The sequence below is a fragment of the Rhizobium sp. CSW-27 genome, assembly GCF_018760785.1.
Lineage (GTDB): Bacteria > Pseudomonadota > Alphaproteobacteria > Rhizobiales > Rhizobiaceae > Neorhizobium.
In genome coordinates, this window is sequence record NZ_JAHHZO010000007.1 from 241,293 (window position 1) to 268,041 (window position 26,749).

Here is a 26,749-nt window from a genome sequence, read left to right on the forward strand (position 1 = left end):
CAGGAGGAATGACATGGCAAGACATCCCAGGATCACGTTCATCGGCGCCGGTTCCACGGTGTTCATGAAGAACATCGTCGGCGACGTGCTGCAAAGGCCCGCCCTATCCGAGGCCACCATTGCGCTGATGGACATCAATCCGCAGCGCCTGGAAGAAAGCGCCATCGTCGTCAACAAGCTGATCGCGACGCTTGGCGTCAAGGCGAAGGCCGAAACCTATACCGACCAGCGCCGCGCCCTGCAGGATGCCGATTTCGTCGTCGTCGCCTTCCAGATCGGCGGTTACGAACCCTGCACCGTCACCGATTTCGAGATTCCCAAGAGGTTTGGCCTGCGCCAGACGATCGCCGACACGCTCGGCGTCGGCGGCATCATGCGGGGGCTTCGCACCGTGCCGCATCTCTGGAAGATCTGCGAGGACATGATGGCCGTCTGCCCGAAGGCCATCATGCTGCAATATGTGAACCCGATGGCAATCAACACCTGGGCGATCGCGGAAAAATATCCGGCCATCCGGCAGGTGGGGCTCTGCCATTCGGTGCAGGGCACTGCGATGGAACTCGCCCACGATCTGGATATTCCCTATGAGGAGATCCGCTACCGCTCCGCCGGTATCAACCACATGGCCTTCTTCCTGGAGTTCGAACATCGGCAGAAGGACGGCAGCTATCGCAGCCTCTATCCGGATCTCGTGCGCGCCTATCGCGAGGGCCGTGCACCAAAACCCGGCTGGAACCCGCGCTGCCCGAACAAGGTGCGCTACGAGATGCTGACCCGTCTCGGCTATTTCGTCACCGAAAGCTCGGAGCATTTTGCCGAATACACGCCCTATTTCATCAAGGAGGGCCGCGAGGATCTCATCGAAAAATTCGGCATTCCGCTGGATGAATATCCCAAGCGCTGCATCGAGCAGATCGACCGCTGGAAGGCGCAGGCCGCTGAATACCGCTCCGCCGATCGCATCGAGGTGAAACAGTCGAAGGAATATGCGTCCTCGATCATCAACTCGGTCTGGACCGGCGAACCTTCGGTCATCTACGGCAACCAGCGCAACAATGGCTGCATCACCTCGCTGCCGGCGGATTGCGCGGCGGAAGTGCCCTGTCTGGTGGACCATAACGGCATCCAGCCCACCGTCATCGGGGATCTCCCGCCGCAACTGACGGCTCTGATCCGCACCAATATCAACGTGCAGGAACTGACGGTACAGGCGCTGATGAGCGAAAACCGCGAGCACATCTATCACGCTGCCATGATGGACCCGCATACAGCCGCCGAACTCGATCTCGACCAGATCTGGTCGCTGGTCGATGAGCTGCTGATTGCCCATCGCGACTGGCTGCCGGAATGGACGCAGGCTGCAGGCCGGCAGAAGAAGGCGAGCTGAGATTGCGCTGGGCGGGCTCGCGCCGCCGGTCAAGGCTGGTGCCTGCATGACAGCAGCCGCTGCGGGAACCGTCACGAGCCGCCGATGCGTGCGGCGGCTCGTCCGGTCCCGTTCAGAACTTTGCTGCGAAATTCAACCAGAAGATATCGCCCTGCGCGCGGTTTTCCGCCACCAGGTCGTGCTGCCAGGAGGCGCTGATCTGCGTGCCCGGATTGAAGCTGTAGGTCACGGACGGGCCGATGGCGAAGCCCTTGCCGCGATGACCGTCGGAGGGCGCGGTCGGGCCGGTATCGTCCGTCAGCTGCTGCAGATAATAGCCGACCGCGCCGAGGCGCCAGGGTCCCATGTTCCAGCCGACAGCATAGTCGATCACCAGTTCCGTGCCGGTCCTGTAGTCGGTGTCGGTGTTCTTCGTGTTGAAGATCAGGCGTGCCGTGGTGCCGATCTCCAGCCCCTGCGGATCGCTGTAGTGATAGCCGAGCGTCGGCTGGAACGACCAGTGGTTGACGCCGACATTGGCAATGTCGGATGTATCATACTGGCCGGTCGGCATGCCCACGTCGAGGCCGAAGGTGATCGCGCTCTTCTGGTCGAGATGCCATGCAAGGCCGATGGTGGAGGTAATATCGGCCAGGGCGAAGGACGTATCCTCGCCGAAGGGCAGCGAAAGATCCAGATGGACCAGCGGCACCACCAGCTGACCCCAGACCTGCGCGCCGCCGACCTCCAGATCGCTCACATAGAGAAAGCGCATCGTCTCGGCAAAGGCCTTGACCTTGAAATCGATTGGAATGCGGTCGCCATTGGAATCATTGGTGCGATCGGAGGTGAAATAGCTCGTCTGCGACAGGAAATATAGGCCGGGGAAGGGGGGAATGCCGCCGGCGAAGAACTGTGCCGAGCCCGGCGAATATTGTGTGTTGCCACCTTCGGCCGCCTGGGCGCCGCCGATCCCAACCGTCATCAGCGCCGTTCCCAGCAGCAGACACTTCAAGCTATTGTGCAGGTTCATTCCATCCTCCTAAAGAACACGATACAGGCGCCACTCCCGGACGCTGTGGTCGCAAAGGCCCGGCGCATTCTGTGCGCCGTGCCGGTGCCGGTGGATGGAAGGCAAAGCAAAAGCATCGCCACCGCCGGAGACGGTCAGCCGATGATCCTGATTGTCGTGTGGTCCTGCCCTTCAAGGCATCTGCCGTATCCCGGCTGATGCCGGAACGGCTGTGCGACCCCCTCCGATCCGCCCTGCTGGTACCCTCACTCCCGATACGCCCAGCGAACGCCCTTCCCAACTGAGTAGGGCTGGACTTGACGAATGTAAAATCGTCATTGGCAATGCTTGCTATTCAACAGATCAATACTAACTGCAGGCTGTATTGATGAGGAGTGATGCGTGAACGACTGAACATGTCGAGTTCTGTGCGTCAATCGACACGAACGCAGGCGTGCATCTGTTCACGCAGCCACAGGAGTGCCGGGTCGCGCACACGGTGGCTGTGCCATTGCAGCGACTGCTCCAGTGCGGGCAGTGCCACCGGCGGTTCAACGATGCGGATCCCGCCGAGGTTGAGCATCCGGTTCGCAAGACTGCGCTGGACGACGGCGATGCGGTCGGTTCCGCGCACCAGCAATGGCAGCGAGGAAAAGGAAAAGGTCGTCACCTCCACGCGAAGCGACAGCCCCACCTGCCGGCAGGCCCGTTCGGCAAAGCTCTCGCCGCCGTTCGGTGGCCGCATGACCACATGTCCGGCGGCCAGGAATGCCTCGATGGGCACGCTCTCGCCGCGGTGGTCCCCTCCGGCATCCACGACGCAGCACAGCGTATCCTCCAGCAGCACCTCCGAGGGGTGGTTTGTGGAACAGAAAACGGAGGGGGCAATCAGCAGATCGGCCTCGCCACGCTCCAGCAGCAGATGCGGGAAGTTCTGCTGTGCCCTGAAGTGGATCTGCATCCCCGGGGCTCGGACGCTGACCCGCTCGAGGAAAACGGGCATCACCGTATGCAGCATGTAATCGGAAACCACCAGACTGACGCTGCGCGTCGCTTCGGCCGGGTTGAAGGACGGCGTGGAAACGACCGCCGCCTCGATGCGCACGATGATGTCGCGCAGCGGTTCCTCCAGCGAGGCGGCCAGTGGCGACAGTTCCATCGACCGGCCGACCTGGATCAGCAGCGGATCGTCGAAATAATCGCGCAACCGTCCCAGCGCATTGCTCATCGCCGACTGGGTGATGAACATCTCCTCGGCCGCCCGGCTGACATTGCGCACGCGGATCAGCGTGTCCAGCGCCACCAGCAGATTGAGGTCGAGATTCTTGAATCGCATGGCGTCCCCTCCTGACTATTCACTAGATAAATACAAATCATTCATCGAAGCAATTTTGTAAACAGATTGATGTTCGTTAAGTCTCGGGTCGGGGAGGAGATGTCGAGGCAGGACGCAAGCTGTCCTGCGCGGCGGTTCTCCCGTCGACAGCATCGCCGGAGGTGGCGATTTCGAGGAGACCCAATGTTCAAGTATTTTCCGACGAATTACGTCTGGAACCTCTCGGTCAACCTGTCGATCGAGATGGGCGCCCGGATGGGCGAGATCGAGGAAATGTGCGCGCCGCTGCAGGACGCGGCCAAGGCCCCCGATGCCGCCGGCACCCAGGCGTTTCGCGAAACCTGGATCCGCATGGCCGACAAGCTCGTTTCGCTGGCGGATGAGGACGAGGCGCGCGGCCGCATGATCTCGGCCGGCGACAAGCTGATCCGCGCCGCCAATTACATGCTGACCGCCGAGCGGCTTCTTGCGCATGGCTCCGAAGGGCGCATGGCGCTTTACCAGCGCTTCCTCGCCGCCTTTGCCAAGGGGCTGGACCTTTCAGGCTCGTCCTGCCGCCGTGTCGAAATTCCTTATGAAGGTACGCATCTGTCGGCGCTCTATGTGCCGGCCGAAGGGGTCGATGGTCCGGCGCCGCTGCTGGTGCAGGTCAACGGTCTCGACAGCACCAAGGAGATGAAGTTGCTGGTCGGCCTGCCGGCCTGGCTTGCCAGGCGCGGCGTTGCCTCGCTGATCGTCGACCAGCCGGGCACCGGTGAAGCGCTTCGCCTGCAGGGGCTGACGGCCCGCTTCGACAGCGAGCACTGGGCCTCGCGCGTCGTCGACTGGCTTGAGACCCGGCCCGATGTCGATCCCAGGCGCATCGGCATGGAAGGCGTCTCGCTCGGCGGCTACTACTGTCCGCGCGCGGTTGCTTTCGAGCCGCGCTTTGCCTGCGGCGTCGTCTGGGGCGCCAATCACGACTGGCGCGACGTCCAGAAGAAGCGCCTTGCCCGCGAAGGCAATTTCCCAGTTCCGCATTACTGGAGCCACGTCATGTGGGTCTGGGGTGCGAAGGACATGGACGACTTCATGGCCATTGCCGAGAAGGTGCACCTGAACGGAATCCTCGATCGCATCCGCGTGCCCTTCCTCGTCACGCACGGCGAAAAGGACAGCCAGATCCCGCTGCAATGGGCGCATGCGACCTATGACCAGCTGGTCAACAGCCCGAAGCGCGAACTGAAGATCTTCGACGAGCGGACCGGCGGCGTGCAGCATTCGAGCTTCGACAATTCCGCCAATGCCGGCGCCTATATCGCCGACTGGGTGGCCGAAGTGCTCGGCGGCAGGACCACGAAGGGCGGTGCGGCATGAGCATCAAGATCCTGATGGTCGGCCGTCGCCGGCCGGGCCAGACGCTGATGGAACACCGCACTCACATGAAGGATGTTCACGGCCGGCTGGTGCTCGACTACATCGCCGCCGAGCCGGAAAACGCCCCGCGCCGCTATGTGCAGAACCACGTGTTCGACGGCATCTATCCGGGCGGGGAGGGGCTGGCGGATGTCTTCACCTTCGGGCCCGACTTCGTGACCGAGGTCTGGTTTCCGGATCTGGCGGCGCTGAAGGCCTCGCGGGAGACGGCCTTCTACCGGATGAATCTCCTGCCGGACGAGCCGCGCATGGTGGATGGCGCGCGTGTCATCGGCATTCCCTCGACCGAGGAGGTGGTACGTGCACCCGAGGCATCCGCCCGCAACCACGTCAAGGTCTTCGTCTTCTGGCATTCCGGTCCGGCAGAGGTCGCGGCGCTTCTTGAGGCGCTCGGCGCCGCGGCGGTATCCGCGCTCGGCCACTGTCGCAGCACGCCGGCCGTGCCCTCGCCGGTCAAGGCGGTCGATGCCTTCTGGCTGGCCAATGAGGAGACCGGACAGGTCTTCGCGCAGGACCTTCGCGAAGCGGTCCTGCATCGCCTGCCCGCCGGTCAGGGCAGCATCTCCATCGCTCTTGCCCGCGAATACGTTCTTCACGCCGGCTGAGCCGGCGCCGACGCAATCAGAGGATTGTCATCATGAACATCATCGGCCCTGATTATCTGGTCTTCGGCGTCGACGACGTCGCTGCCGCCTGCGAATATCTGACCGCCTTCGGCCTGAAGCCCGTCGACGTGACGGAAAAGGGCGGTCGCTTCGAGACCCTTGACGGCACGGGCGTCGTTGTCCGCCACAAGTCCGACCCAACCCTGCCGCCGCCGTTGCCAACCTCCAACATGCTGCGCCAGCAGGTCTATGGCGTGCGCAGCGCAGCCGATCTCGACGCGATCGAGGCGGAACTGTCCAGCGACCGCCGCGTCACGCGTCTTTCCGACGGTTCGATCGAGCTCAAGGACGACCATGGCTTCGAGCTGAAGTTCCAGGTCACGATCCGCCGCGAACTCGACATGCCGGCCGAAAAGATCAACGCCCCCGGCGCCCCCGCCCAGCGTGGTCCGAACGAGATCGGTGTCTGGGAGGACATGCCGGCCCTGCCGCGCACGCTGAGCCATGTGGTGTTGTTCGTGCCCGACATCGAGATTGCCACGCATTTCTATTGCGAGCGGCTCGGCTTCGTCGTCACCGATATCCTGACCGGTGCCGGTCCCTTCCTGCGCCCGAAGGCCAATGACGACCACCACACGCTCTTCTTCATCCGCACCCCCGATTACATGAAGGGCTGCGAGCATCTTGCCTTCCACATGGGCGGTCCGACCGAGCTGATGGTGGCCGGCACGCGCTTCGTCAAGAAGGGTTACCAGAGCTTCTGGGGTCCGGGCCGTCACAAGTTCGGCTCGAACTGGTTCTGGTACTTCAACAGCCCGCTCGGCTGTCACTTCGAATACGACGCCGACATGGACAAGCATGACGACAGCTGGGTGGCGCGCGAGGCACCGAACGGTGCGGAGGCGTCGCAGATCGTGCTGTTCGAGATGCGCGAAAAATGGGCGCCTGGCGGCGGCCCGCCCCCCGGTGCCAAGGGTTGAGGCTTGCCCTGGCTCACGGCGATCTGCGGGAGGAGACCATGCAGAACGATGTCCTGATCGATGAGCGGCCGGGCCTTGCGCCCGCTGCCCGGCGTCTTTGCCATGTCAAGGACATTGGCGAAGGCGAGGCGCGGGGGTTCGGACCGCTCCCCGGCTCGAAGCGGAAGATCATCGTGCTCCGGCGCAAAGGCGTGCTGCATGCCTGGCTCGATGCCTGTCCGCATTACGCGACCGGCACCCCGATGGCCTGGAAGACCGACGCTTATCTGAATGGCGAGAAGACGCATCTGACCTGCCATTCCCACCATGCCCTGTTCGACATGGAGACGGGGGAATGCGTCCTTGGCCCGTGCCTCGGACAGACACTGACACGTATCGACATCGTGGTGGGCGAGGAGGGCGACGTGTTCGTCGCGGCGCCTGCTGAGGAGACATGACATGAAATCGCTTATCAAGACTGTGCTGGTCATCGGTGGCGGCTTTGCCGGCATGACGGCGGCGTTGCAGCTGTCCCGCAAGGGATTCCAGGTGGATCTCGTGGAAATCGATGCGGGATGGCGCTCCTATGGAGCGGGTATCAGCCTGCATGGCTCCACCTTGCGCGTTCTCGCCCAGCTCGGGCTGATGGACCGCTTCTTCGAGGAAGGCTTCGTCAGCGACGGCGTCGAGATCCGCGGCCCCGACGACCGCGTGCTGGTGACCTTGCCGACCCCGCGTGTCGCCGGTCCCGATATTCCTGGTGGCGGCGGCATCATGCGGCCGGCACTCGCCAAGATCCTGTCGGAGGCCGTGCGAGCCTCCACGACGCGCGTGCGGCTTGGGGTCACTTTTAACGAGTTGCACCAGGATGCGGATGGCGTCACCGTTCACTTCAACGACGGCACTGAAGGCCGCTATGATCTGGTTGTCGGCGCTGACGGTCTTTATTCCGCGGTCCGGGCCCACGTCTTTCCGGAGGCGCCGAAGCCGCGCTTCATCGGTCAGTCGGTCTGGCGGGCCGTGCTGCCGAGACCGCACGACATCAATACGGTCGCCATGTGGATGGGCCCGACGCTCAAGGTGGGCCTCAACGGCGTCAACAAGGATCAGGCCTACCTGTTTCTCACCGAAGACCGCCCGACCAACGATTTCGTCGCCCCCGAAACCTTCGTGGAAACGTTGCGTAGCCTGCTGGAGCGGTTTTCCTCCCCGATCATCCGCAAGATCGCGTCGGAGCTTTCGTCAGAGCATCAGATCATCTATCGCCCGCTGGAGCAGATGCTGCTGCCGCGCCCATGGTCGAGCGGCCGCGTGGTGCTGATCGGCGATGCCGTACACGCCACGACGCCGCATCTTGCCGCCGGCGCCTGCATTGGCATCGAGGATGCCATGGTGCTGGCCGAGGAACTGGGGGCGGCCGGAGATGCCGCCACGGCGCTTGCGGCCTTCGAGGCGCGCCGCTGGGAGCGCTGCCGGATGGTGGTCGAAAATTCCGGCCGGCTTGCCGACATCGAGATCCACGGCGGCAGCCGCGAGGAGCATGCCTCGATCATGCAGGTTTCCATGAAAACGCTGGCGGAAGCCATCTGACAACCAAAATCGCGCCGGCGCGGTGGTTGAGGAGACCGCCCGCCCTTGCCCTGGCGCATGAACATCGGAGGAGAAGGCATGTCAGGACAGAAATTCGGTGCTGCCGGATCGGCGGCACTCGTCATCGGCCATTGCGCGGGGATGCTCGATCTCGTGGCACTTCCCGTCTGGGTCGGAGCGCTGGTCGAGCGCTACGGCTTCAGCCCGCAGCAGGCAGGAGCGCTGGCGACGCTCTTCCTGCTGGGCGCCGTGGTTGCAAGCGGGGTAAGCGCGCCGCGCTTCAACCGGCTGAACCAGCGGTTGCTTGCCATTCTCGGCTTTTCCATTGCTGCGGCCTCCTTCTTTATCGCCTCCAGCCAGACCGCCTTTCTGCCGCTGGCCATCCTTCATCTTCTGGCCGGCGTTTCGGCTGGAACGGCGCTGTCGATGGTGCATGGAACCATGGGGCAGAGCGCCAATCCGCATCGCCTGTTTGCGGCCGCCGGCATGGCGCTCGGCCTGTTCGCCATCATCCTGCTTGCGGCCATTCCGCAATTGTTGATCGCGCGGGGCGGACCGGTGCTGTTCCATGTGTTCGGCGGTGTCATGGTGATCGCGGCGCTGTGTTCGGCACTGCTCTTTCGCAACCCCTCGGCGCGGGTTGAGCACAGCCGTCTGCCTTTCAGCCGCGCCACCTGGTTCACCATTCTCGGCATCAGCATCATGACCTTCAACCAGTCGATGGTGTTTTCCTTCGTGGAGGTGATCGGCAAGGCGCGCGGTTTCGAGCCGGCGCATGTGCTGGCCGTGCTGGTCGCCCTCGGCTTCGTCAATTTCCTGGTGCCGGCACCGCTGGCGGCCTTCCTGCAGACGCGGGTGCCTGCGCCGCTGATCACCCAGATCGGCCCGGCGATCCAGGCGTTGCTGGCGGTCGTCGTCACAGGTGCCACCATCTTCACCGTCTGGGCTCCGGCAACCGCCATCTTCGTCGCGGTGCAGATCTTTACCCATACCTTCGTCTTCGGCCGGCTTGCCACGCTTGATCCGAGCGGACGGGCCGCCGCCGCCACGCCCGCCATGCTGATGGTCGGCGCGGCGCTCGGTCCGCTTGTCGGCGGCGCGCTGGGCGAAAATCTCGGCTTTGCCGCACTCGGCCTCGCCGGCGTCCTGGTCGCGGTTGTCTCCATTGGCTTCTTCACAAAGGCAAAGATCGCATGAGCGCATTTCCTTCCATCACCCGCATCGTCACCGGCCATGCTGACGACGGCCGCTCGATCCTGAGCGAGGTCGGGCCGTTGCCGACGGTCGTGGAACTGGCCGCGATACCGGGCACGGTCTTTCACGAGGTCTGGTCGACCGGCGAAAGCCCGGCCCGCGTCGCCAACGGCGCGGACCCGACGATCGGTCCGCTGGTGCTGCCGCCACCGCCCGGCGGCACCCGTATCCGCTTCGTCGACATTCCGCCGGATACTGAGGATTTCCTGAAGACCGGTCACCGGCGCATGGGCGAGGCCTTCGAGGAGATCGGCGACAGGGCTGCCTCCACCGTGCGGGAAAACTCGCCGCATCCGCTGATGCATCGGACGGAATCCATCGACTACGGGATCGTCATCGAAGGCGAGATGACGCTGGTGCTCGATGAGGACGAGGTGCTTCTGAAGCCCGGCTCCGTCGTCATCCAGCGCGGCACCAACCATGCCTGGGCCAATCGCTCGGGCGCGCCCTGCCGCATGCTGTTCGTGCTCATCTCGGGTGCCTATGAGCCGGCCCTGGCGGAGACGCTGGCCGGGCACTGACGCCCGGCGGCACAGACTGAAACAGAGCGGCCGTTTCCTAAGGCCGAACGAGGTTGCCATGAAGTTCGCTAGCTATCACGATGGAAGCCGCGACGGACAGCTGTGGGTCGTTTCGCGCGATCTGCAATCGGCCGTCCCGGCGGCCGGCATCGCCCCGTCCCTCCTGTCTGCCATCGAGGACTGGCAGGCCGTGGCGCCCCGGCTTGAGGCGCTTTCCGCGCGGCTGAACGATGGGCAGGAACCCTTTGCCACGCGCTTTGAGCCGCAACGCTGCCTTGCGCCGCTGCCGCGCGCGCCGCAATGGCTGGATGCCTCGGCCTTTCTCAACCACGGGCGGCTGATGGACCGGGCTTTCGACAACCCGCCCAATCCGGATTTCGAGACCATTCCCCTCATCTATCAGGGGGCGAGCGACGATTTTCGCGGGCCGCTGGCGGATATGGAATTTGCCGATGATGCCCTTGGTATCGACATGGAAGGCGAGTTCGGCGTGGTGCTGTCGCAGGTGCCGATGGGCACGACGGCCGCGCAGGCCGAGGCCCATGTCCTTCTGCTCGTTCAGATCAACGACTGGTCGCTGCGCGCCGTCGGCCCGCGGGAGATGCGCGCCGGTTTCGGCTTCCTGCAGGCCAAGCCCTCCACCGGCTTTGCCCCGGTCGCCATCACCCCCGACGAGATCGGCCCGCACTGGAGAGATGGCCGCGTCGGCCTCACGCTGCATGTCGATATCAACGGGCGCGAGGTCGGCCGCGCGCATGGCGGCGAAATGCACTTCTCCTTCGGGGAACTGATCGCCCATTGCGCCCGCACCCGGCGTCTTTCGGCGGGAACCATCCTGGGCTCCGGCACGGTCTCCAATGCCGATCGCGCCGCAGGCTCCTCCTGCATCTCGGAAATCCGGGTGATCGAGATGCTGGACGATGGCGCAGCGCGCACGCCCTTCCTCAGCTGGGGAGACCGGGTGCGCATGCAAGCCCGCCTGCCGGACGGCTCTGCTCCGTTCGGCACCATTGAGCAGCGCGTGGTGAAGGCCTGATGCGTATCCTCGTAACCGGCGCAGACGGCTTTCTCGGACGCGGGCTCGTGGCCCGCCTGATGGAAGCCTTTCCGGAGGCCCGGCAGGTGGTGCTGACGGATCGGGCCTTTGGCGAACCGCCTCTGCCGGGCGCCGGGACGGTCTGCGGCGACCTGGCCGAGGCCGGTTTTCTCGCCGATCTGCTTGAGACCGGCTTCGACCTGGTTTTTCATCTGGCGAGCCTGCCGGGTGCGCTGGCGGAGAAGGAGCAGGAACTCGGACATGCGGCCAATCTTCTCGTGCCGCTTGCGCTGGCGCGGACGGCGGCCGCCCGCAAGCCTGGCTGCCGTTTCGTCTTTGCATCCTCGATTGCCGTCTACGGCGATCTCGCCGGCCGGACGGTGACGCCGGACACGCCAACGGCCCCGGATCTTACCTATGGCGCGCACAAGCGCATGACGGAAATCCTACTGTCCGACCTGCGGCGGCGGTGTGCATTGTCGGCCGTCAGCCTGCGGTTTCCCGGCATCGTCGCCCGCCCGGCGAGCGAAAGCGGACATGGTTCGGCCTTCATGAGCCTGATCTTTCACCGCGTGGCGGCTGGCGAGGCCTATGATTGTCCCGTTCCGGCGGACAGCCATTGCTGGTGGATGTCTCGACGGGCGGCGGTGGCAGCGCTGCTGCATGCCGCAAGGGCTGGCGGCGATGCCGCCGACCTCGTTCAGCCGCCGGTTCTTCATGCGAGCGTCGATGCGGTGGCGCAGGCCGTCGCCCGTCTTGCCGGTCGACCCGCCGACATTCGCTGGGTCAATGATGAAGGCCTCCGGCGGATTTTTGGCGCCATGCCGCCGCTTGATGCCGCGCTGGCCCTCTCGCTTGGCTTTCGTGGCGATGCCGATCTCGACACGCTGGCGCAAGCCGCCCTTTCCGGAGACTGAGCCTCATGACAATCATCGATCTTTCCGTCGCCATCGAGAACGACGTGCCCGCCGATCCGCCCGGCCTTGGTCCGAGGATCAGCTATACGAGCCATGCCCAAGGAAGCGAGGAAGTGCTGCGCTTCTTTCCCGGTCTCGACATTGCCGAGGTTCCGGGCGGCGAGGGCTGGGCGGTGGAGCAGCTGAACCTGACCGCCCATGCCGGCACGCATCTCGATGCGCCCTGGCATTTTGCCTCCACCATGAACAAAGGTGAGCGCGCCTGGACCATCGACGAGGTGCCGCTCGACTGGTGCATCCGCCCCGGCGTCAAGCTTGACCTGCGCGACCTGCCGGACGGATACGTGGCGACGGCTGCCGATCTCGAGGCCGCCGTAAAGGCGACGGGCCACAGCCTGCAGCCCTTCGACATCGTGCTCATCAACACGGCCGCCGGCGCGGCCTACGGTCGCCCGGACTATCTCGGTCGCGGCTGCGGCATCGGCCGCGAGGCGACGCTCTGGCTCATGGCGCAGGGCGTCCACATTGCCGGCACCGATGCCTGGTCCTGGGACGCGCCGTTTCCCGTCACCGCGCGCCGTTTTGCCGAGACACGTGATGCAGGGCTCATCTGGGAAGGTCACAAGGCCGGGCGCGAGGGCATCTTCATGCACATGGAGAAACTGACGCGGCTTGCGGATCTTCCGGCGACAGGCTTCACCGTCTCCTGCCTGCCGGTCAAGATCAGGGGTGGTTCGGCCGGCTGGTGCCGGGCGGTTGCCATCCTCGAGGCTTGATCGGCAGCGGGCTGTGGCACGCGTCCGCTTGCCACCCGGGCAAGGCCCGGCCCGGCAGGCTCGCGTCACCCCTGCGCCGGCTTGTCCTGTCCGAGCGAGCGGAAGAAGGCGATGATCTCCGCTTCGGAGACGACATCGGCATATTTGGCATTCATGTCGAACAGGTTCGCCTCGTGCGGAGCCGGATGCCGGTCGCCGCAGGCGTCCCGGACCACGGTGGTGATGAAGCCGTGCGACATGGAATCGACGCAGGAGGCCCGCACGCAGCCGCTCGTCGTCAACCCCGTCAGGACGACGTTGTCGACGCCCATCGCCGTCAGCGTCGAGGCCAGCGAGGTGCCGAAGAAGGCGGAGGGATATTGCTTGGAAACGATGATCTCGTCCTCGCGCGGCACGAGTCCGTTTGCAAATTCCGCCGTCCTGCGCCCCTTGATGAAGGAGGCAAGCGGCCTGGCCTTTTCAAAGAAGCGGCCGCCATTGATGCCGCCCGGCTGGTAGGTGACCTCCGTCAGGATCACCGGAATGCCATGCTGGCGAGCGACCTCGCGAATACGCAGCGCAGAGGCCAGCGCGTCGTCCACCCCGGCATAGAGGACGCAGTCTGGGTCGAAATAGGCCTCGGCGAAATCGATCAGCACCAGGGCCGGCTTCTTGCCGAAACCGGCTCTGGTGCCATAGGCGATCCTGTAATTGTCATCGAGGTCCTGAGTCATGGCGGTTCCCCTTTGTTGTCTGCCTCAGATTTCCGAGTATCGCCGTTCGAAGTCCCACACGTCCTCGAAGCCCAGCAGTTTGTTGAATTCCGCGAAGGAATAGAGGTCGATCTGCGGCGAGGTGATGCCGTTGTCCCTCAGGTCGCGATAGGCCTTGTCGAGGGCTGCGCCGACACTGAGGAAACCGAGCGCCGGATGGATGGCGATGGCATAGCCGAGCGCCTGCAGCCGTTCGGCCGACAGCAGCGGCGTGCGCCCGCCATTGACCATGTTGGCAAACAGCGGTGCCTTGATCTGCCCGGCGATCCGCTGCATCTCCTCCTCGCTTTCGGGGGATTCGATGAAGACGATATCGGCACCGGCCTCGCGATAGGCCTCGCCGCGCCGGAGCGCCTCGTCGAGACCAAGGCTGGTGCGGGCATCGGTGCGGGCAATGATCAGGAAATCGCGGCTGGAGCGCGCATCGCTTGCCACCTTCACCTTTCGCACCATGTCTTCCAGCGCAATGACGCGGCGGTTCGGGGTGTGCCCGCATTTCTTCGGAAATTCCTGGTCCTCGATCTGGATGGCCGTCACGCCGGCCTCCTCATAGCCACGCACCGTGTGCCGCACATTGAGAAGCCCGCCATAGCCGGTATCGGCGTCGGCAATCACCGGCGTCTTCGTCATTTTCACGATCTGACCGATGCGCTCGATCATGTCGCGATAGGTGGCGATCCCCGCATCGGGCAGTCCGAGATGGGAGGCAACCGTGCCATAGCCGGTGACATAGAGTGCCTTGAAGCCCAGCCGGTCGGCTATCAGCGCCGAGATGAGGTCGAAGACCCCCGGCGCGAGAATGAATTCCTTCGCCTCAAGGGCTTCTCTCAGACGCGCGTCCGTCATGGCTTATCCTCCTTTGCTGTCGTCGGGGTGATTACTGGCAGGCCGGTACGCGCCTCGGCGACGCAACCCCGCCTCCGTGCCGGCGCTGGCACCGGGCGACGGTTTTACCGCCTTTACGCGACGGCATGGCGGCCTGGCTCTTCCCGATCGACATCGTCGCCCCTGGATTTTGTGTTTATGTACGGACTTGATAGCGCGTGATCTTTGCATTTGTCCAGACATGGCTTGCGTCCGCCTTCTGACGGGCGCGTCTGCGCGCAGGTCATTGACGGTTCAGCACTGCGACTTGCAGGAGCACCTGCCGCGACTGATCACGCAATCGGCAGGAGAGCGCGATTGCCCGGCGCGATTGCCGGAGAGGTGGACCTTGATGCACCCGCCGGGCGCGCGCCACGGCGACAAAATGGCAAAGGGCGATCCCGGTCGGAAGGTGGCTGCCGGCGCGCCATGGAGGTGCGAGCCGGGCATCCGTTCGGCGGGCCGCGGTGCGGGAGGAGGGTGCCTGCCTCAGGCCGTCACGTCGATGACGACCCGGCCGCGGATCTTGCCGGCGATGATATCGGCGGCGAGTTCGGGAAGGCGGGACATCGGCTCGACCGTCGTCATCGCCGCCAGATGGTCGCGGTTGAGATGATCCGCGAGGGTAGTCCAGGCCGCATGCCGCTTTTCCATCGGCGCCATCACGGAATCGATGCCGAGAAGCGCGACCCCGCGCAGGATATGCGGCAGCACGGTTGCCGGCAGATCGGCGCCGCCGGCCAGACCGCAGGCCGCGACTGCGCCGCCATAGACCGTCTGCGACAGGATGTTGGCGAGCGTGGTGGAGCCGACGGAATCCACCGCGCCGCTCCAGCGCTCCTTCTGCAGCGGGCCGCCCTTTTCCGTCAGGCTCGCCCGTTCGATGAAGGCGCTGGCGCCGAGCGTGGTCAGATAATCATGCGTTTCCGGCCGGCCCGTCGAGGCGGTGACCGTGTAGCCCTTGCTGGCCAGAAGGCTGACGGCAACGGAGCCGACACCGCCGGCAGCCCCCGTGACCAGCACCTCTCCGCCGCCCGGTCGGATGGCGCCCCAGGCTTCCAGCGCGTTTACGCAGAGTGCTGCCGTATAGCCGGCCGTGCCGATGGCCATGGCCTGCTCGAAGGAAAAACCATCCGGAATGGCCATCAGCCATTCCGCCTTCAGGCGCTGAAAGCGACTGTAACTGCCCCATTCCGTTTCGGACAGCCCGAAGCCGTTGACAAGGATCCGGTCGCCCGCCTTCCAGAGCGGCGAACGGGATTCCACCACGGTTCCGGCAATGTCGATGCCGGCCACCATGGGGGTGCGGCGGGCGATGCGTCCCTTGCCGCTCACCGCCAGGCCATCCTTGTAGTTGAGGCCGGAGCAAGCAATCTCCACCAGCACCTCATGGTCCGGCAGGTCGTCGAGGCTGAGGGTGCGGAATTCCGCCTTCGGTTTGCCATCCACAAGATCGATGACGAGGGCCGTGAAGGTTTCGCTCATGGGAAGACACGCTCCTGATGGATGAAAAAGCGATGGTCAGGCTTCGGGGGAGCCGGCGAGCTTGCGGTTTTCCCGTGCCTGCAGGGCAGCGGCATAGGACTGGCTGACGTAATCGAGCAACTGCCCGAGCGCGGCAACCGCGCGGGCGGCATCCCCCGCCCGGATGCCCTCGAGGATATCCCGGTGCAGCGATGCCACCCGGCGGCGCTCGCGCACGCGAAAGACGATCATGTTGGTGATTGGAATGAAGGCTTCGATGACGGTGTACATCATCAGCTTCAGCGGCCCGTTGCCGGTGGAATCCACCAGCGCGCGGTGAAAGCGCACGTCGGAGGCGCAGAAATCCTCGTCGCTCAGCGACTTGTCCTCCTGCACGCGGATTTCGTCTTCCATCAGCGCCAGATAGGCGGGATCCGGACGTTCCGCGGCGAGCCGGCAGCAGATCGTCTCGGTTTCGCGGCGGGCGGTGATGATTTCCTCGATGTCGAAGGCCCCTACGCCGACCAGCAGTGTCGCTGCACCGGTAATGGCCTTCGAAAGGCCTTCGGGATCGGGCCGCTTGACGAAGTTGCCGCCTGTCGGCCCGCGTTTGGAGTGAATGAGGTTCTGCGCTGCAAGCCGCTTCAGCGCCTCGCGCACCGTCGGGCGCGATATGCCGAAGCTGCGGGCCAGATCCTCTTCGCTTGGCAGGCGTTCGTCCACCTTCAGCCTGCCATCCATGATGGCGGAACGGATGTTCTCGGCAACCTGCTTGGCAATGCCGGATCGCACCACTTCATCATATTTGAGGATCATGACCCCTCTCCACTCGCGTCCCGGAAACCATCGCACGGGCAGAGGGAAATGGCTATATTTTTTAAATATAGGTCTGACAAATATCTGCGCGTGGATCACGATGACCCCATAAAACAAGGGGAACATTCAGAATGGTCTGCCGGCCCCGTCTCGATCCGGTCGATGGCGCATTGCGTCGTGCGACACCCTTAGCCCCGGACAAACGTGTTCGCATCCTGCTTGCAGCGCTGTCGAACCGGCTGCCCCCGCATGTGCCGGCGCAATCTCTCCGCTCTCGATTGCCAGTGCCATTCTCGTGCGTCTCGGCGATGCGGGTGGGCGACTGGCAGGGGCGGCAACACGATCCGGGCAACTCGATCCGCTGGCCGTGGCAAAGGCCGCCGGAAGAGTGTTGGGACCGCGACGCTGCCGATCCATCTCTACGACTATCTGAGGACCAACTTCAGGCCGGAAGCCGCTGCCGTCTCGACGCTCTCGGTGGTGCAACCCTTGTCGTGTTCGTGGTGACGGAGACGTTCCTGGGGCTTCGCAATCACCGGTTCTGAGGACCTGTGCCTCTGTTGGCCGGGAATCGATGTGTCCTGAGTCGGGGCCTGGACAGCGTTTATGGCCGCCTTCTTTGCGATTCGCGGAGGCTTGCGGCCCATGAGGGCGTCAGGCGACGGTCAGGACGCCTCCGGCCGGCCGCTTTTCTTCAATGAGGTCAAGCCTTTGTTTGCATGAAGTTAATCGCCGTTTGCGTTCAGTGTCGCGCGATAGTTTGGCGGCTATCAACACCGGCGCCGACGTAAACGCCTTGTTCCAATTGCCGAATCGCAGATAATAACGGTTAGATGGCTGTGGAGGCCTGAAAACCGTTATCTCGGGGCATTGAGTCCATGAACGCTAATATCGGCTTCTCGCCAAGAGGGAGCGCCATGCATTTCGAGGATCAGATCCTCGAACAGGGCGACCTCATCTCCAAGAAGCTGCACCTGCTCAGCGTTCAGCGGTTTCCCCCGAACGCGAAGAAGACGCTGCGGTCATTCACGCTGGCCGAGGTCGCAAGCTATGTCGGCGTTTCGCAGAGTACCCTGAAGAAACTGCATCTGGAAGGCAAGGGGCCTTCGCCCCAGACCTCGTCCTCCGGTCGGCGTTCCTATACGGCCGAGCAGATGCTCGAACTGCGCCGGTACCTCGACCAGCATGGCCGTTCGGAAAGCCGGATGTATGTGCCGCACCGGCGCAATGGCGAAAAGCTGCAGGTGGTTGCCGTCGTCAACTTCAAGGGCGGCTCCGGCAAGACCACCACGGCGGCGCATCTCGCGCAGCATCTCGCCTTGACCGGGCACCGCGTGCTGGCGGTCGATCTCGATCCGCAGGCATCGCTGTCGTCCCTGCATGGATTTCAGCCGGAACTTGATCAGGTTGCCTCGATCTACGACGCCATCCGCTATGATGGCGAACGCCAGCCGCTGGCGGACATCATCAAGCCGACGAATTTTCCCGGCCTGGATATCGTTCCCGCCAACCTGGATCTTCAGGAATACGAATACGATACGCCGCTGGCCATGGCGGACAAGACGACCAATGACGGCAAGACCTTCTTCACGCGCATCTCGCGCGCACTGGCACAGGTCGAGAGCAATTATGACGTGGTGGTGGTCGATTGTCCGCCGCAACTGGGATACCTGACGCTGACGGCTCTGACGGCTGCGACCAGCGTGCTGATCACCATTCACCCGCAGATGCTGGACGTCATGTCGATGGGGCAGTTCCTGCTGATGCTGGGCGGCATTTTAAAGCCGATCCGCGCTGCGGGCGCCGAGGTGAACCTTGCCTGGTATCGCTATCTGATCACCCGGTACGAGCCGACCGACGTGCCCCAGGCGCAGATGGTGGGCTTCATGTCGACCATGTTCCACGAGTTCATGCTGAAGAACCAGATGGTGAAGTCGACGGCCGTCTCGGATGCCGGCATCACCAAGCAGACCCTTTACGAGGTGGAACGCGCCTCGATGAACAGGGGGACCTATGACCGGGCGATCGAATCTCTGGATGCGGTCAATCGGGAGATTGCCGAGCTGATTCATCGGTCATGGGGGCGATGACTTGTCGGCCGACAAAACGAACAAATTATAAATAACAAACAGCGACATAGAGACGAACGGAGTGCACAGGATGGCAAGAAAGAACCTGCTCGAAGGCTTGACTGCTCTTCACGAAGAGCAGGCTGCCGTCGTGTCCTATCCGATGCGCGGAGCCGGTAAATCGCTGGTGCGTTCTCTGGATGAGCTTGCCCAGCAGGCCGAGAAATATCTCGAGGGCGAGGTCGTGGTGGAAATTGCGCCGGATCTGGTCGAGGATTCCTTCGTGCAGGATCGCCTGGCGCGGGACAATCAGGATGTGCGCGATCTGGTGGAAGCCATCCGGCTTCGCGGACAGGACACGCCCATTCTGGTGCGCCCGCATCCTGCCCGCGATGGCATCTATCAGGTCGTCTTCGGCCATCGGCGGCTTCGGGCCGCCCGCGAACTGGGGCGCAAGGTGAGGGCGGTCGTCAAGGTCATCGATGATCGTACCCATGTCATTGCCCAGGGGCAGGAAAATTCGGCGCGCGCCAATCTCACCTTCATCGAGCGCGCCCTGTTTGCCAGCCGCCTGGAAAAGCTGGGCTATGATCGCGAAGTGATTTGCGCGGCTCTGGCGGCCGATGCCTCTGCTATCTCCAAGATGCTGGCGGTGACGGAGCGCATTCCGGCCGATGTCATCCAGATGATCGGTGACGCACCCTCCATCGGCCGCGAGCGCTGGGTGGAGTTGTCGCTGCTGGTCGGCAGGGCCGCGAACGGCATCCGGCTGCAGAAGATCCTGGCCGACGATGCGTTCGCCGAGATGGGGTCCGACGAGCGGTTCCTGGCGATCTATAACGGCCTGAACCGGTCGGCCCGCGCGGTGAGGAAGTCCTCGCCGGAGGCGGCCAAGGCCAAATGGGAGCCGGAGGATGGCGGCGTCGTCATCGAAATGAAAAACGATGGCAGGGGCTTTTCGCTGTCGATGAAAGCCCGCAATGCCACGCGTTTCGGCGACTTCCTGTCACGAAACCTCGACGCTCTCTACGAGCGTTTTCTTGATGAAACGAACAAGGGAGACTGAACGACAAAAGAAAAAGGCCCCCGAACGGTTGCCCGTGGAAGCCTCTCTCTGAACTAGACACTCCGAGAATCGCATTTCCACGAATCATAGTCAAGAGTCTTGGCGCCGTTTCGGCGAGCAGTTTTCTTTTGCCAATCGTAGGGTGAAGGAAAATGCAAAAAGAAAGTGTGACGACGCCCTTCGGGCGGCGGCCGGTGCGACTTGCCCTCGTGAGGGAGCAGTTGCAGGCTGCAGAGACGAAGCCGGCCAGGCCGGTGGAGAAGTGGAAGGTGTTTCGCGACACCTGCGAGGCGCGTGAACGGCTCGGTCTTCCAGACCGGGCGCTGACGGTTCTTGATGCACTGCTGACCTTCTATCCGAGCACGGAACTGGACGGCGAGCAGGACCTCGTGGTGTTTCCGTCGAATGCCCAGCTTTCGGTGCGGGCGCATGGCATCACCGGAACGACCCTTCGGCGCCATCTGGCAGCACTTGTCGAGGCGGGCCTCATCCAGCGGCGCGACAGTCCCAATGGCAAGCGCTATGTTCATCGCGGGCGGGACGGCACGATCGAACAGGCCTATGGCTTCGATCTTGCGCCTCTGGTGGCGCGGGCAGCGGAACTGGCGCTTCTGGCGCAGGATATTGCCGCGGAACGACAGCGTCTCCGCCGCGCCAAGGAAGAGCTGACCATCTGCCGGCGCGATGTCCGCAAACTGATCTCGGCGGCTATGGACGAGGGAGTCTCAGGTCATTGGGATGCGATTGAGGCCATGTATATCGCACTTGTTGCCCGACTGCCGCGACATCCGGACCGGCTGCAGGCAGAGAGCGTGCTGGACGAGATGCGACTGTTGCGCGCGGAGATCCTCAACCTGCTGGATTTCCAGAAAAAAGCACAAAATACAGACGGCAATGACAGCCAAAATGGCGCCCACATACAGAATTCAAAACCCGAATCCATCCATGAACTTGAACCATGCTCCGACCAGGAGCAGGGCGCGGCGGCGGTGCCCGATCGGCAACCTCGCGCCAGGCCGAACGGCAGGAAGTCATCGGGTGTCGAAGCGACGGGGGATAAAACTCCGTCCTTCCCGCTCGGCGTTGTCTTGCGGGCCTGCCCGCAGATTGTCGACTACGCACCGGGCGGTGCTGTATCGGGATGGCGCGACCTGATGGCCGCCGCCGTGGTCGTCCGCTCGATGCTGGGGGTCAGCCCTTCGGCCTATCAGGAAGCCTGCGAGGTGATGGGAGGTGAAAATGCCGCCATTGCGGTTGCCTGCATTCTGGAACGGGCAGGACACATCCATTCCGCCGGCGGCTATCTGCGCGATCTGACGCGAAAAGCGGCGCGTGGCGAATTCGGGCTTGGTCCGATGGTCATGTCCCTGATGCGCGCGCGGGCGGAGGGATCGCAACGATCTGCGTGATCCCATGGCGAAGGGCGCGCGGTCGGTTGCGGCCCGCCCGCTGTATTGCAACTCAGCCTTCGGACAGCAGGCCGTCGAACACATCAAGCAGGGCCTCCACGATCGCCTGGCCGAGGGCGTTGCCGGTTTCGGCAATCCTCGCCTCGTCCATGTCGCGGGCGGCAAGGGCCAGGTCGCTGCCCTGATCGGCAACGATGGCGCGGGCGCGTTCGATGGCCCATTGGGCGAAGTCGGCGCGATTTTCGATCGAGGTGGTTTCCATGATGCTGACGGGCTCCCCGCAATGTGGTTTCGCCAGTGTCCCTATACGCGATCGCGATGCGGCGAAAGGTCAGGAGGCGACGGTTGTTGCCAGTCGTCGTCCAGCAGATGCGCAGCAAGCCGGGCTGCCTGCTCGCGGATGTCGGGAACGGCAGTGATTTCCCAATACGGATGAGCTGCAACTGTCCTGATGATCGGGCTTCGGCAATCTGCCGGGCTGAATCGGGGGGCATGTGGTGCCAGAGCGCCCGGGTATGCGGGCGAAGTCCGTCGATCAGGTCCCGCCAGTCGCCGCCATGGGACACATGGGCGCGGATCGTGGCGCGCAGCCAATGCAGCAGATAGGCAAGACTGGTGCCGAAGGGAATATCGGCGGCGGCAAGCGGCAGTGGTTGCGTCATCCGGTGCTGCTGTGGCAGCAGGCCGCGACGGGCTTCGATCAGCGTCACACGCAACTGGCGGGGAGCGAAGCGCTGGCGCAGCAGATGTGCGGCCGTCAGCGTGCCGCTCGCGCCGCCTCCGATAATCACGACATGACGGGTCATTGTCTTTCCTCCACGGCGCCAAGCCGGGAGATCTGCGAAACTCGGCCGATCAGGACATTGCCAGCACCCGGTCGATGTCCGATTTCTCGTCCTCGACCATCCGGCGCATGGCGCTCAGCGACTTGTTGTCGAGGACAGCTGCGATCGCTTCACGCACCTCGAGCATGGTGAGGCGCACCGCACAGGCGTTCTCGTCGGGACAATCCTGGCAGCGTGAGTAGGCCGTGCGACTGGCGCACAGGATCGGGGCCAGAGGCCCGTCCAGAACCCGCAGCACGTGCCCGACCATGATCGAATCCGGCGAGCGACTGAGGCAGTAGCCGCCGCCTCGTCCCTTGCGGGCCACCACAAACCCGCTGTGACGCAAATCCGCGAGGATCGCGTCGAGAAATTTCTTGGATATGGCCTGTGCCTCGGCAATTTCCACCGATTGCGCAACGGCGCCTTCGGGCAGACCGGCAAGGTGACAGAGCGCCTTCAGTCCGTATTTGCCCTTCATCGACAACATGGAGCGTACTTTCCTTTCGCCCGGCAGCAGGAGAAATTCCCTTTTGTCCATATAGCGGCGGAGGGTTGGACTTGCCACTCCAGATAGCCGCGAGGGTCCATTGTCTTTTTCGTCCCTGCACCGCTGAACCCGGCGCGTGGCGCAGAGGGCTGAAGGTGATCGCGAGGCGGCGTTTCGACATGATCTGTTCCTTGCGGAAGAGGAGCTGCATGCGTTTCCGTTCGGCTGCCGGAAGGAAAAGCTAGCGAAGGGCGGCAAAATATCTACTAAAAAAGTAGATTGATTGTGCCCACCGGTATCGTTACTGGCGGCGGTGCGCAAATTGCCTATGCTGGAAAGCCTTGGAGAATGCGAGATTGGCCCGGCGTGACACCTCATCAGATGCTCATCATCGTCCTGCTCTTGGGGCTGGTTTTGATGTTTGCCATGGATCGGTTCCGCGCGGAATCGGTTGCGATCGGCGGGCTGGCCTTGGCAACGATCCTGGGGCTCGTGCCTTTGGGGCAGGTCTTTTCCGGCCTCACGTCACCTGCCGCGATCACCGTGATCGAGGTGTTGCTCATCGTGCAGGTGCTGCGACGGGCCCGCCTGTTCGGCCAGATGGGAGGATGGCTTCAGGCCCGTTTGCATCACCCCCGAAGAGCGGTGCTGGGATTGTGCGTGCTGGCCGCGCTCCTTTCGAGTGTCATGAACAATGTCGCCGCCTTCTCGCTGATGCTGCCGGTCTGTGTATCGGTGATGGCGCGCAACCGGATTCCGGCGCGCTGGATGTTTCTGCCGCTGTCCTACGCCACGCTTCTCGGCGGGGCGTGGACGTCGATCGGCACACCACCCAATCTGGTGGCCGGCGCGCTGCTGACCCAGGCCACGGGCAGGACCTATGCGTTCCTCGATTTTGCGCCGGTGGGACTGGCGGCAAGCGCCGCAGCACTCGCAGTCATGGTGTTCTGGCTGCCGCGTTCGCTGATGACGGAAGACGACCTGCCGCAGGAGGATGAGGAGAGCACCCTTTTTCGGCACGTGATGACCGAGCTTCTGGTGTGGTCCGACAGTTCCGGGCAAACCACGGTGGCGATGATCGAGGAAGAAATGGGCGGCCGCATCCGCAACATCGTGCGCGACGGGCGCCGAGTGTTTCCGTTGAAGCCTGAAACCCCGGTGATGCTGCAGGATCGCCTGCTGGTGGAAGCCCATCCGGCGAAGCTCGATGCGTGCCTCGCAACCGGCTCGTTTACGTATGCACTCGCGCGGCGGGGCCATCACCGGCGCCGGGCTGCGGCCGTGGTCATGCCGCACAGCGTGATGTTGGGGTCCTGCATGGCAACGCTTGATCCGGAGGTGGCGGCTGGGGTGACAATCCTGGGCGTGGAGGGAGAACCCGCCCGTTTCGAAGGTCCCTTCGAGGAACTGCCGCTGCGTGTTGGCAATCGTCTGCGGCTGGAAGGAGAAAGCCAGGCGCTCCGCGCCTTCATCGCCTATTTCGACCTTGTCGAGGTGGCGGATGAGCAGGAGGCTGCGTCATCGCCTGTCGGCGTGATTTCGATGATCGTCTTCGTGTTCGGCGTTGTTGCCGCGGCACTCGGTCTTGTGGCTGCCGAACTCGCACTGGGCGGCGTCGTGGTCGTGTTTTGCCTCGCCGGATGGCTGGACCTTCGGCTGGGGCTGCGGAATCTCAACTGGTCGATCATCATTCTGCTGGTTGCCATGCTGCCGCTGGGATCGGCGCTCGGAACGACGGGTGCGGCGGCGGGGATTGCGCATGCGCTCGTCGACTGGCTGCCGGTGCAGGGTGGCGCGGCCGCTGTCTTCCTGCTTCTGGCGCTGGCGATGCTGATCACGCCCTTCGTCAACAACACCACCACGCTGGCAATCCTTGCGCCCATCGCGCTCGAGGTTGCGCGCGCCGAAGGGCTCTCGCCGCAGATGCTGCTGATGGCCGTCACCGTCGGGGCGTCACTCGATTTCCTGACCCCCTTCGGCCACCACAACAACACGCTGGCCTATAGTCTCGGCAGCTATCGCTTCCGGGACTTTCTGAGGGCCGGCTGGCCGGTGTCGCTGGCGGCCGGGTTTGCGGCCGGAGTGGCGCTGCTTCTGTACTGGTGAGCAAATTTCCGGCCTCTTGGCCGGAAAATCCTGCTGCCGGAGGCCGGAGACCGGTTGTATCCATTGCGCGTTTCATGCCCGCCACATCCGCTTCGTTCTGCCGCGACGGGGCGAAGGGAAACGGTTTTGCGGCGGCGCGTTGCTCCGTTGAAAATGTCTATTTTGTCGATAGACTAAATGCACCAAACGGAGGAAGCCATCATGACCCGACCCGCCCGATTGTTCACCCTGGCCGCTGCCAGCCTGCTTGCAACCCTGCTCGTTGCACCGCAGGTCATGGCGGACACGACGCTGCTCAACGTGTCCTATGACCCGACCCGCGAATTCTACAAGGATTTCAATGCCGCCTTCGCCAGGCATTACAAGGCGGAAACCGGTGAGACCGTCACCATCCAGCAATCGCATGGCGGCTCCGGAAAGCAGGCGCGTTCCGTCATCGACGGGTTGGAGGCCGATGTCGTGACGCTGGCACTGGAAAGCGACATCGACGCGATCGCGGCAAACGGAGGAAAGATCAAGCCGGACTGGCGCGGGCGCTTGCCCAACAATTCCGCCCCCTACACATCCACCATCGTTTTCCTGGTCCGCAAGGGCAATCCGAAGAACATTCATGACTGGGGCGATCTGGTGAAGGGTGACGTACAGATCGTTACGCCCAACCCGAAGACTTCGGGCGGCGCGCGCTGGAACTATCTGGCGGCCTGGGCCTGGGCGAGTAAGGAATTCAAGGGCGACCAGGCGGAGATCAGGGCCTATATCGCCGATCTCTACAGACGTGCACCGGTTCTCGACAGCGGCGCCCGCGGCTCCACCGTCACATTTGCGCAGCGCCAGATCGGCGATGTTCTGCTTGCCTGGGAGAACGAGGCCTATCTGGCCGGCGAGGAATTCGGCAAGGATGCCTTCGAGATCGTCGTGCCGTCGATGTCCATTCTCGCGGAACCGCCGGTTGCCGTGGTCGATGCCAATGTCGACGCCAAGGGAACGCGCAAGGTGGCCGAGGCCTATCTGCAGTATCTTTATTCCGATGAGGGTCAGAACCTTGCCGCCAAGCACTTCTACCGTCCGGCCAGGCGCGAGGTCGTCAAGCCCGAACTGCTGAAGGCCCTGCCGGACATCAAGCTCGTGACGATCGACGACCCGATCTTCGGCGGCTGGAAGAAGGCGCAGCCCGAACATTTCGGCGACGGCGGCATCTTTGACCAGATCTACAAGCCCGCGCGCTAGGGAGCCCCGCTCGGCATGACATCTGCAACCGCATTCAAGCGGTGGCGCGTGAAGGAGCCGAGCATCATCCCGGGTTTCGGGTTGACGCTCGGTTTTTCGCTCGCCTACCTCTCGCTCATCATCCTCATCCCACTGGCGGGTCTCGTCTGGCGCGCCAGTTCCTTATCAGGCGCCGAGTTGCTGGCCATCCTCACCGACGCCCGCACGCTCGCCGCGTTGAAGGTCAGCTTCGGCACGGCGCTGATCGCCGCAGCCGTCAATGCCGTCTTCGGGGTGCTGATCTGCTGGGTCCTTGTCCGCTACGATTTCCCCGGCCGGCGCTTGATCGATGCCATGGTGGACCTGCCCTTTGCTCTGCCGACCGCGGTTGCCGGCATCTCGCTCAGCGCACTTTACGCGCCGCAGGGCTGGATTGGCGCCTGGTTTGCGCCATTCGGCATCCGCATCGCCTATACGCCGATCGGCATCACCATCGCCCTGATCTTCATCGGCCTGCCCTTCGTAGTGCGCACCGTGCAGCCGGTGATGGAGGAGATCGACCGCGATGTGGAGGAAGCGGCCGCGACGCTTGGTGCCAACCGCTTCCAGACCGTGTTCAAGGTCCTGCTGCCCGGCCTGGCTCCGGCCATCCTCACTGGCTTCGCGCTGGCCTTTGCCCGCGGTGTCGGCGAATATGGCTCCGTCGTCTTCATTGCCGGCAACATTCCCTATGTCTCGGAAATCGCGCCGCTCCTTATCGTCATCCGGCTGGAGGAGTTCAACTATGCCGGCGCCACGGCGATCGCGACCATCATGCTGGCGATCTCCTTTGCCATGCTGCTCGTCATCAACCTGATCCAGGCCTGGAGCCGCGCGAGGTATGGCCATGACTGAC

At 63.6% G+C, this 26,749-nt stretch carries 25 protein-coding genes and 1 pseudogene; 17 read left to right on the plus strand and 9 right to left on the minus strand.

Going from position 1 to position 26,749, the window contains the following annotated elements:
• Positions 1–13: 13 nt before the first annotated feature.
• Positions 14–1,387 (plus strand): alpha-glucosidase/alpha-galactosidase, encoded by a 1,374-nt coding sequence (locus KLP42_RS15545; protein ID WP_215567673.1) that lies wholly within the window; start codon positions 14–16, stop codon positions 1,385–1,387.
• Positions 1,388–1,499: 112 nt separating this feature from the next.
• Here the strand turns inward: KLP42_RS15545 and KLP42_RS15550 are convergent, their stop codons facing one another.
• Positions 1,500–2,399: a SphA family protein gene (locus KLP42_RS15550; RefSeq protein ID WP_215567674.1), complete on the minus strand. Its 900-nt coding sequence runs from the start codon at positions 2,397–2,399 to the stop codon at positions 1,500–1,502.
• Between the two features lie 412 nt (positions 2,400–2,811).
• The gene (locus tag KLP42_RS15555; RefSeq protein ID WP_215567676.1) at positions 2,812–3,714 is read right to left on the minus strand and encodes a LysR family transcriptional regulator; all 903 of its coding nucleotides are present in this window, start codon (positions 3,712–3,714) and stop codon (positions 2,812–2,814) included.
• Positions 3,715–3,897: 183 nt separating this feature from the next.
• Between KLP42_RS15555 and KLP42_RS15560 the strand changes: the two genes are divergently transcribed.
• The 10 genes from KLP42_RS15560 (at position 3,898) to KLP42_RS15605 (ending at position 12,788) form a co-directional block, all read left to right on the plus strand.
• Complete coding sequence (locus tag KLP42_RS15560; protein ID WP_215567678.1) at positions 3,898–5,070, plus strand: alpha/beta hydrolase family protein; 1,173 nt, start codon at positions 3,898–3,900, stop codon at positions 5,068–5,070.
• The gene (locus tag KLP42_RS15565) at positions 5,067–5,735 is read left to right on the plus strand and encodes an EthD domain-containing protein (protein WP_215567681.1); all 669 of its coding nucleotides are present in this window, start codon (positions 5,067–5,069) and stop codon (positions 5,733–5,735) included. Before KLP42_RS15560 ends, KLP42_RS15565 begins: the two co-directional genes overlap by 4 nt.
• Positions 5,736–5,767: 32 nt before the next feature.
• The gene (locus KLP42_RS15570; RefSeq protein WP_215567682.1) at positions 5,768–6,715 is read left to right on the plus strand and encodes a VOC family protein; all 948 of its coding nucleotides are present in this window, start codon (positions 5,768–5,770) and stop codon (positions 6,713–6,715) included.
• 38 nt (positions 6,716–6,753) lie between these two features.
• Complete coding sequence (locus KLP42_RS15575; RefSeq protein WP_215567684.1) at positions 6,754–7,152, plus strand: Rieske (2Fe-2S) protein; 399 nt, start codon at positions 6,754–6,756, stop codon at positions 7,150–7,152.
• Between the two features lies 1 nt (position 7,153).
• Complete coding sequence (locus tag KLP42_RS15580) at positions 7,154–8,284, plus strand: FAD-dependent oxidoreductase (protein ID WP_215567686.1); 1,131 nt, start codon at positions 7,154–7,156, stop codon at positions 8,282–8,284.
• Positions 8,285–8,362: 78 nt separating this feature from the next.
• A complete protein-coding gene (locus KLP42_RS15585) occupies positions 8,363–9,481 on the plus strand; it encodes an MFS transporter (RefSeq protein WP_215567687.1) in 1,119 nt (372 codons plus the stop codon).
• Positions 9,478–10,059, plus strand: a complete 582-nt coding sequence (locus KLP42_RS15590) for a cupin domain-containing protein (RefSeq protein ID WP_215567690.1) — start codon at positions 9,478–9,480, stop codon at positions 10,057–10,059. The genes KLP42_RS15585 and KLP42_RS15590 overlap by 4 nt, the downstream gene beginning before the upstream one ends.
• A 58-nt stretch (positions 10,060–10,117) precedes the next feature.
• Complete coding sequence (locus KLP42_RS15595; RefSeq protein WP_215567692.1) at positions 10,118–11,095, plus strand: fumarylacetoacetate hydrolase family protein; 978 nt, start codon at positions 10,118–10,120, stop codon at positions 11,093–11,095.
• On the plus strand, positions 11,095–12,012 hold the full coding sequence (locus KLP42_RS15600; protein WP_215567694.1) for an NAD-dependent epimerase/dehydratase family protein: 918 nt from the start codon (positions 11,095–11,097) through the stop codon (positions 12,010–12,012). The genes KLP42_RS15595 and KLP42_RS15600 overlap by 1 nt, the downstream gene beginning before the upstream one ends.
• A gap of 5 nt (positions 12,013–12,017) precedes the next feature.
• Positions 12,018–12,788 (plus strand): cyclase family protein, encoded by a 771-nt coding sequence (locus KLP42_RS15605; RefSeq protein ID WP_215567696.1) that lies wholly within the window; start codon positions 12,018–12,020, stop codon positions 12,786–12,788.
• Between the two features lie 65 nt (positions 12,789–12,853).
• Here KLP42_RS15605 and KLP42_RS15610 read toward each other — a convergent pair whose 3' ends face one another.
• The 4 genes from KLP42_RS15610 to KLP42_RS15625 all read right to left on the minus strand — a co-directional run bounded on the left by KLP42_RS15610 (position 12,854) and on the right by KLP42_RS15625 (position 16,684).
• Complete coding sequence (locus KLP42_RS15610) at positions 12,854–13,501, minus strand: isochorismatase family protein (protein WP_215567698.1); 648 nt, start codon at positions 13,499–13,501, stop codon at positions 12,854–12,856.
• Between the two features lie 24 nt (positions 13,502–13,525).
• Positions 13,526–14,386 carry an isocitrate lyase/PEP mutase family protein gene (locus KLP42_RS15615; RefSeq protein ID WP_215567700.1) on the minus strand — a complete coding sequence of 287 codons (861 nt, stop codon included), beginning with the start codon at positions 14,384–14,386 and terminating at the stop codon, positions 13,526–13,528.
• A gap of 507 nt (positions 14,387–14,893) precedes the next feature.
• On the minus strand, positions 14,894–15,889 hold the full coding sequence (locus tag KLP42_RS15620; protein ID WP_215567702.1) for an MDR family oxidoreductase: 996 nt from the start codon (positions 15,887–15,889) through the stop codon (positions 14,894–14,896).
• Positions 15,890–15,925: 36 nt separating this feature from the next.
• On the minus strand, positions 15,926–16,684 hold the full coding sequence (locus KLP42_RS15625; protein WP_215567703.1) for a FadR/GntR family transcriptional regulator: 759 nt from the start codon (positions 16,682–16,684) through the stop codon (positions 15,926–15,928).
• Between the two features lie 878 nt (positions 16,685–17,562).
• On the opposite strand from KLP42_RS15625, the gene repA reads away from it, so the two are divergent.
• The 3 genes from repA (at position 17,563) to repC (ending at position 21,228) form a co-directional block, all read left to right on the plus strand.
• Complete coding sequence (repA, locus tag KLP42_RS15630; protein ID WP_215567705.1) at positions 17,563–18,774, plus strand: plasmid partitioning protein RepA; 1,212 nt, start codon at positions 17,563–17,565, stop codon at positions 18,772–18,774.
• Between the two features lie 70 nt (positions 18,775–18,844).
• Positions 18,845–19,819 (plus strand): plasmid partitioning protein RepB, encoded by a 975-nt coding sequence (gene repB, locus KLP42_RS15635; RefSeq protein WP_215567707.1) that lies wholly within the window; start codon positions 18,845–18,847, stop codon positions 19,817–19,819.
• Between the two features lie 152 nt (positions 19,820–19,971).
• A complete protein-coding gene (gene repC, locus KLP42_RS15640) occupies positions 19,972–21,228 on the plus strand; it encodes a plasmid replication protein RepC (protein WP_215567709.1) in 1,257 nt (418 codons plus the stop codon).
• Positions 21,229–21,280: 52 nt separating this feature from the next.
• Here the strand turns inward: repC and KLP42_RS15645 are convergent, their stop codons facing one another.
• The 3 genes and pseudogenes from KLP42_RS15645 to KLP42_RS15650 form a co-directional block, all read right to left on the minus strand.
• A complete protein-coding gene (locus KLP42_RS15645) occupies positions 21,281–21,490 on the minus strand; it encodes a hypothetical protein (RefSeq protein WP_215567711.1) in 210 nt (69 codons plus the stop codon).
• Between the two features lie 427 nt (positions 21,491–21,917).
• Positions 21,918–22,034 (minus strand): annotated as a pseudogene (locus KLP42_RS27270) (FAD-dependent oxidoreductase); the annotation flags it as partial.
• 49 nt (positions 22,035–22,083) lie between these two features.
• Positions 22,084–22,542, minus strand: a complete 459-nt coding sequence (locus KLP42_RS15650; RefSeq protein ID WP_215567714.1) for an RrF2 family transcriptional regulator — start codon at positions 22,540–22,542, stop codon at positions 22,084–22,086.
• 381 nt (positions 22,543–22,923) lie between these two features.
• Between KLP42_RS15650 and KLP42_RS15655 the strand changes: the two genes are divergently transcribed.
• From KLP42_RS15655 to cysT, 3 genes are all read left to right on the plus strand, one after another.
• On the plus strand, positions 22,924–24,648 hold the full coding sequence (locus tag KLP42_RS15655) for an SLC13 family permease (RefSeq protein ID WP_215567716.1): 1,725 nt from the start codon (positions 22,924–22,926) through the stop codon (positions 24,646–24,648).
• Positions 24,649–24,849: 201 nt separating this feature from the next.
• Complete coding sequence (locus tag KLP42_RS15660) at positions 24,850–25,875, plus strand: sulfate ABC transporter substrate-binding protein (RefSeq protein ID WP_215567718.1); 1,026 nt, start codon at positions 24,850–24,852, stop codon at positions 25,873–25,875.
• 15 nt (positions 25,876–25,890) lie between these two features.
• On the plus strand, positions 25,891–26,748 hold the full coding sequence (cysT, locus tag KLP42_RS15665) for a sulfate ABC transporter permease subunit CysT (protein ID WP_215567720.1): 858 nt from the start codon (positions 25,891–25,893) through the stop codon (positions 26,746–26,748).
• Position 26,749: the final 1 nt, after the last annotated feature.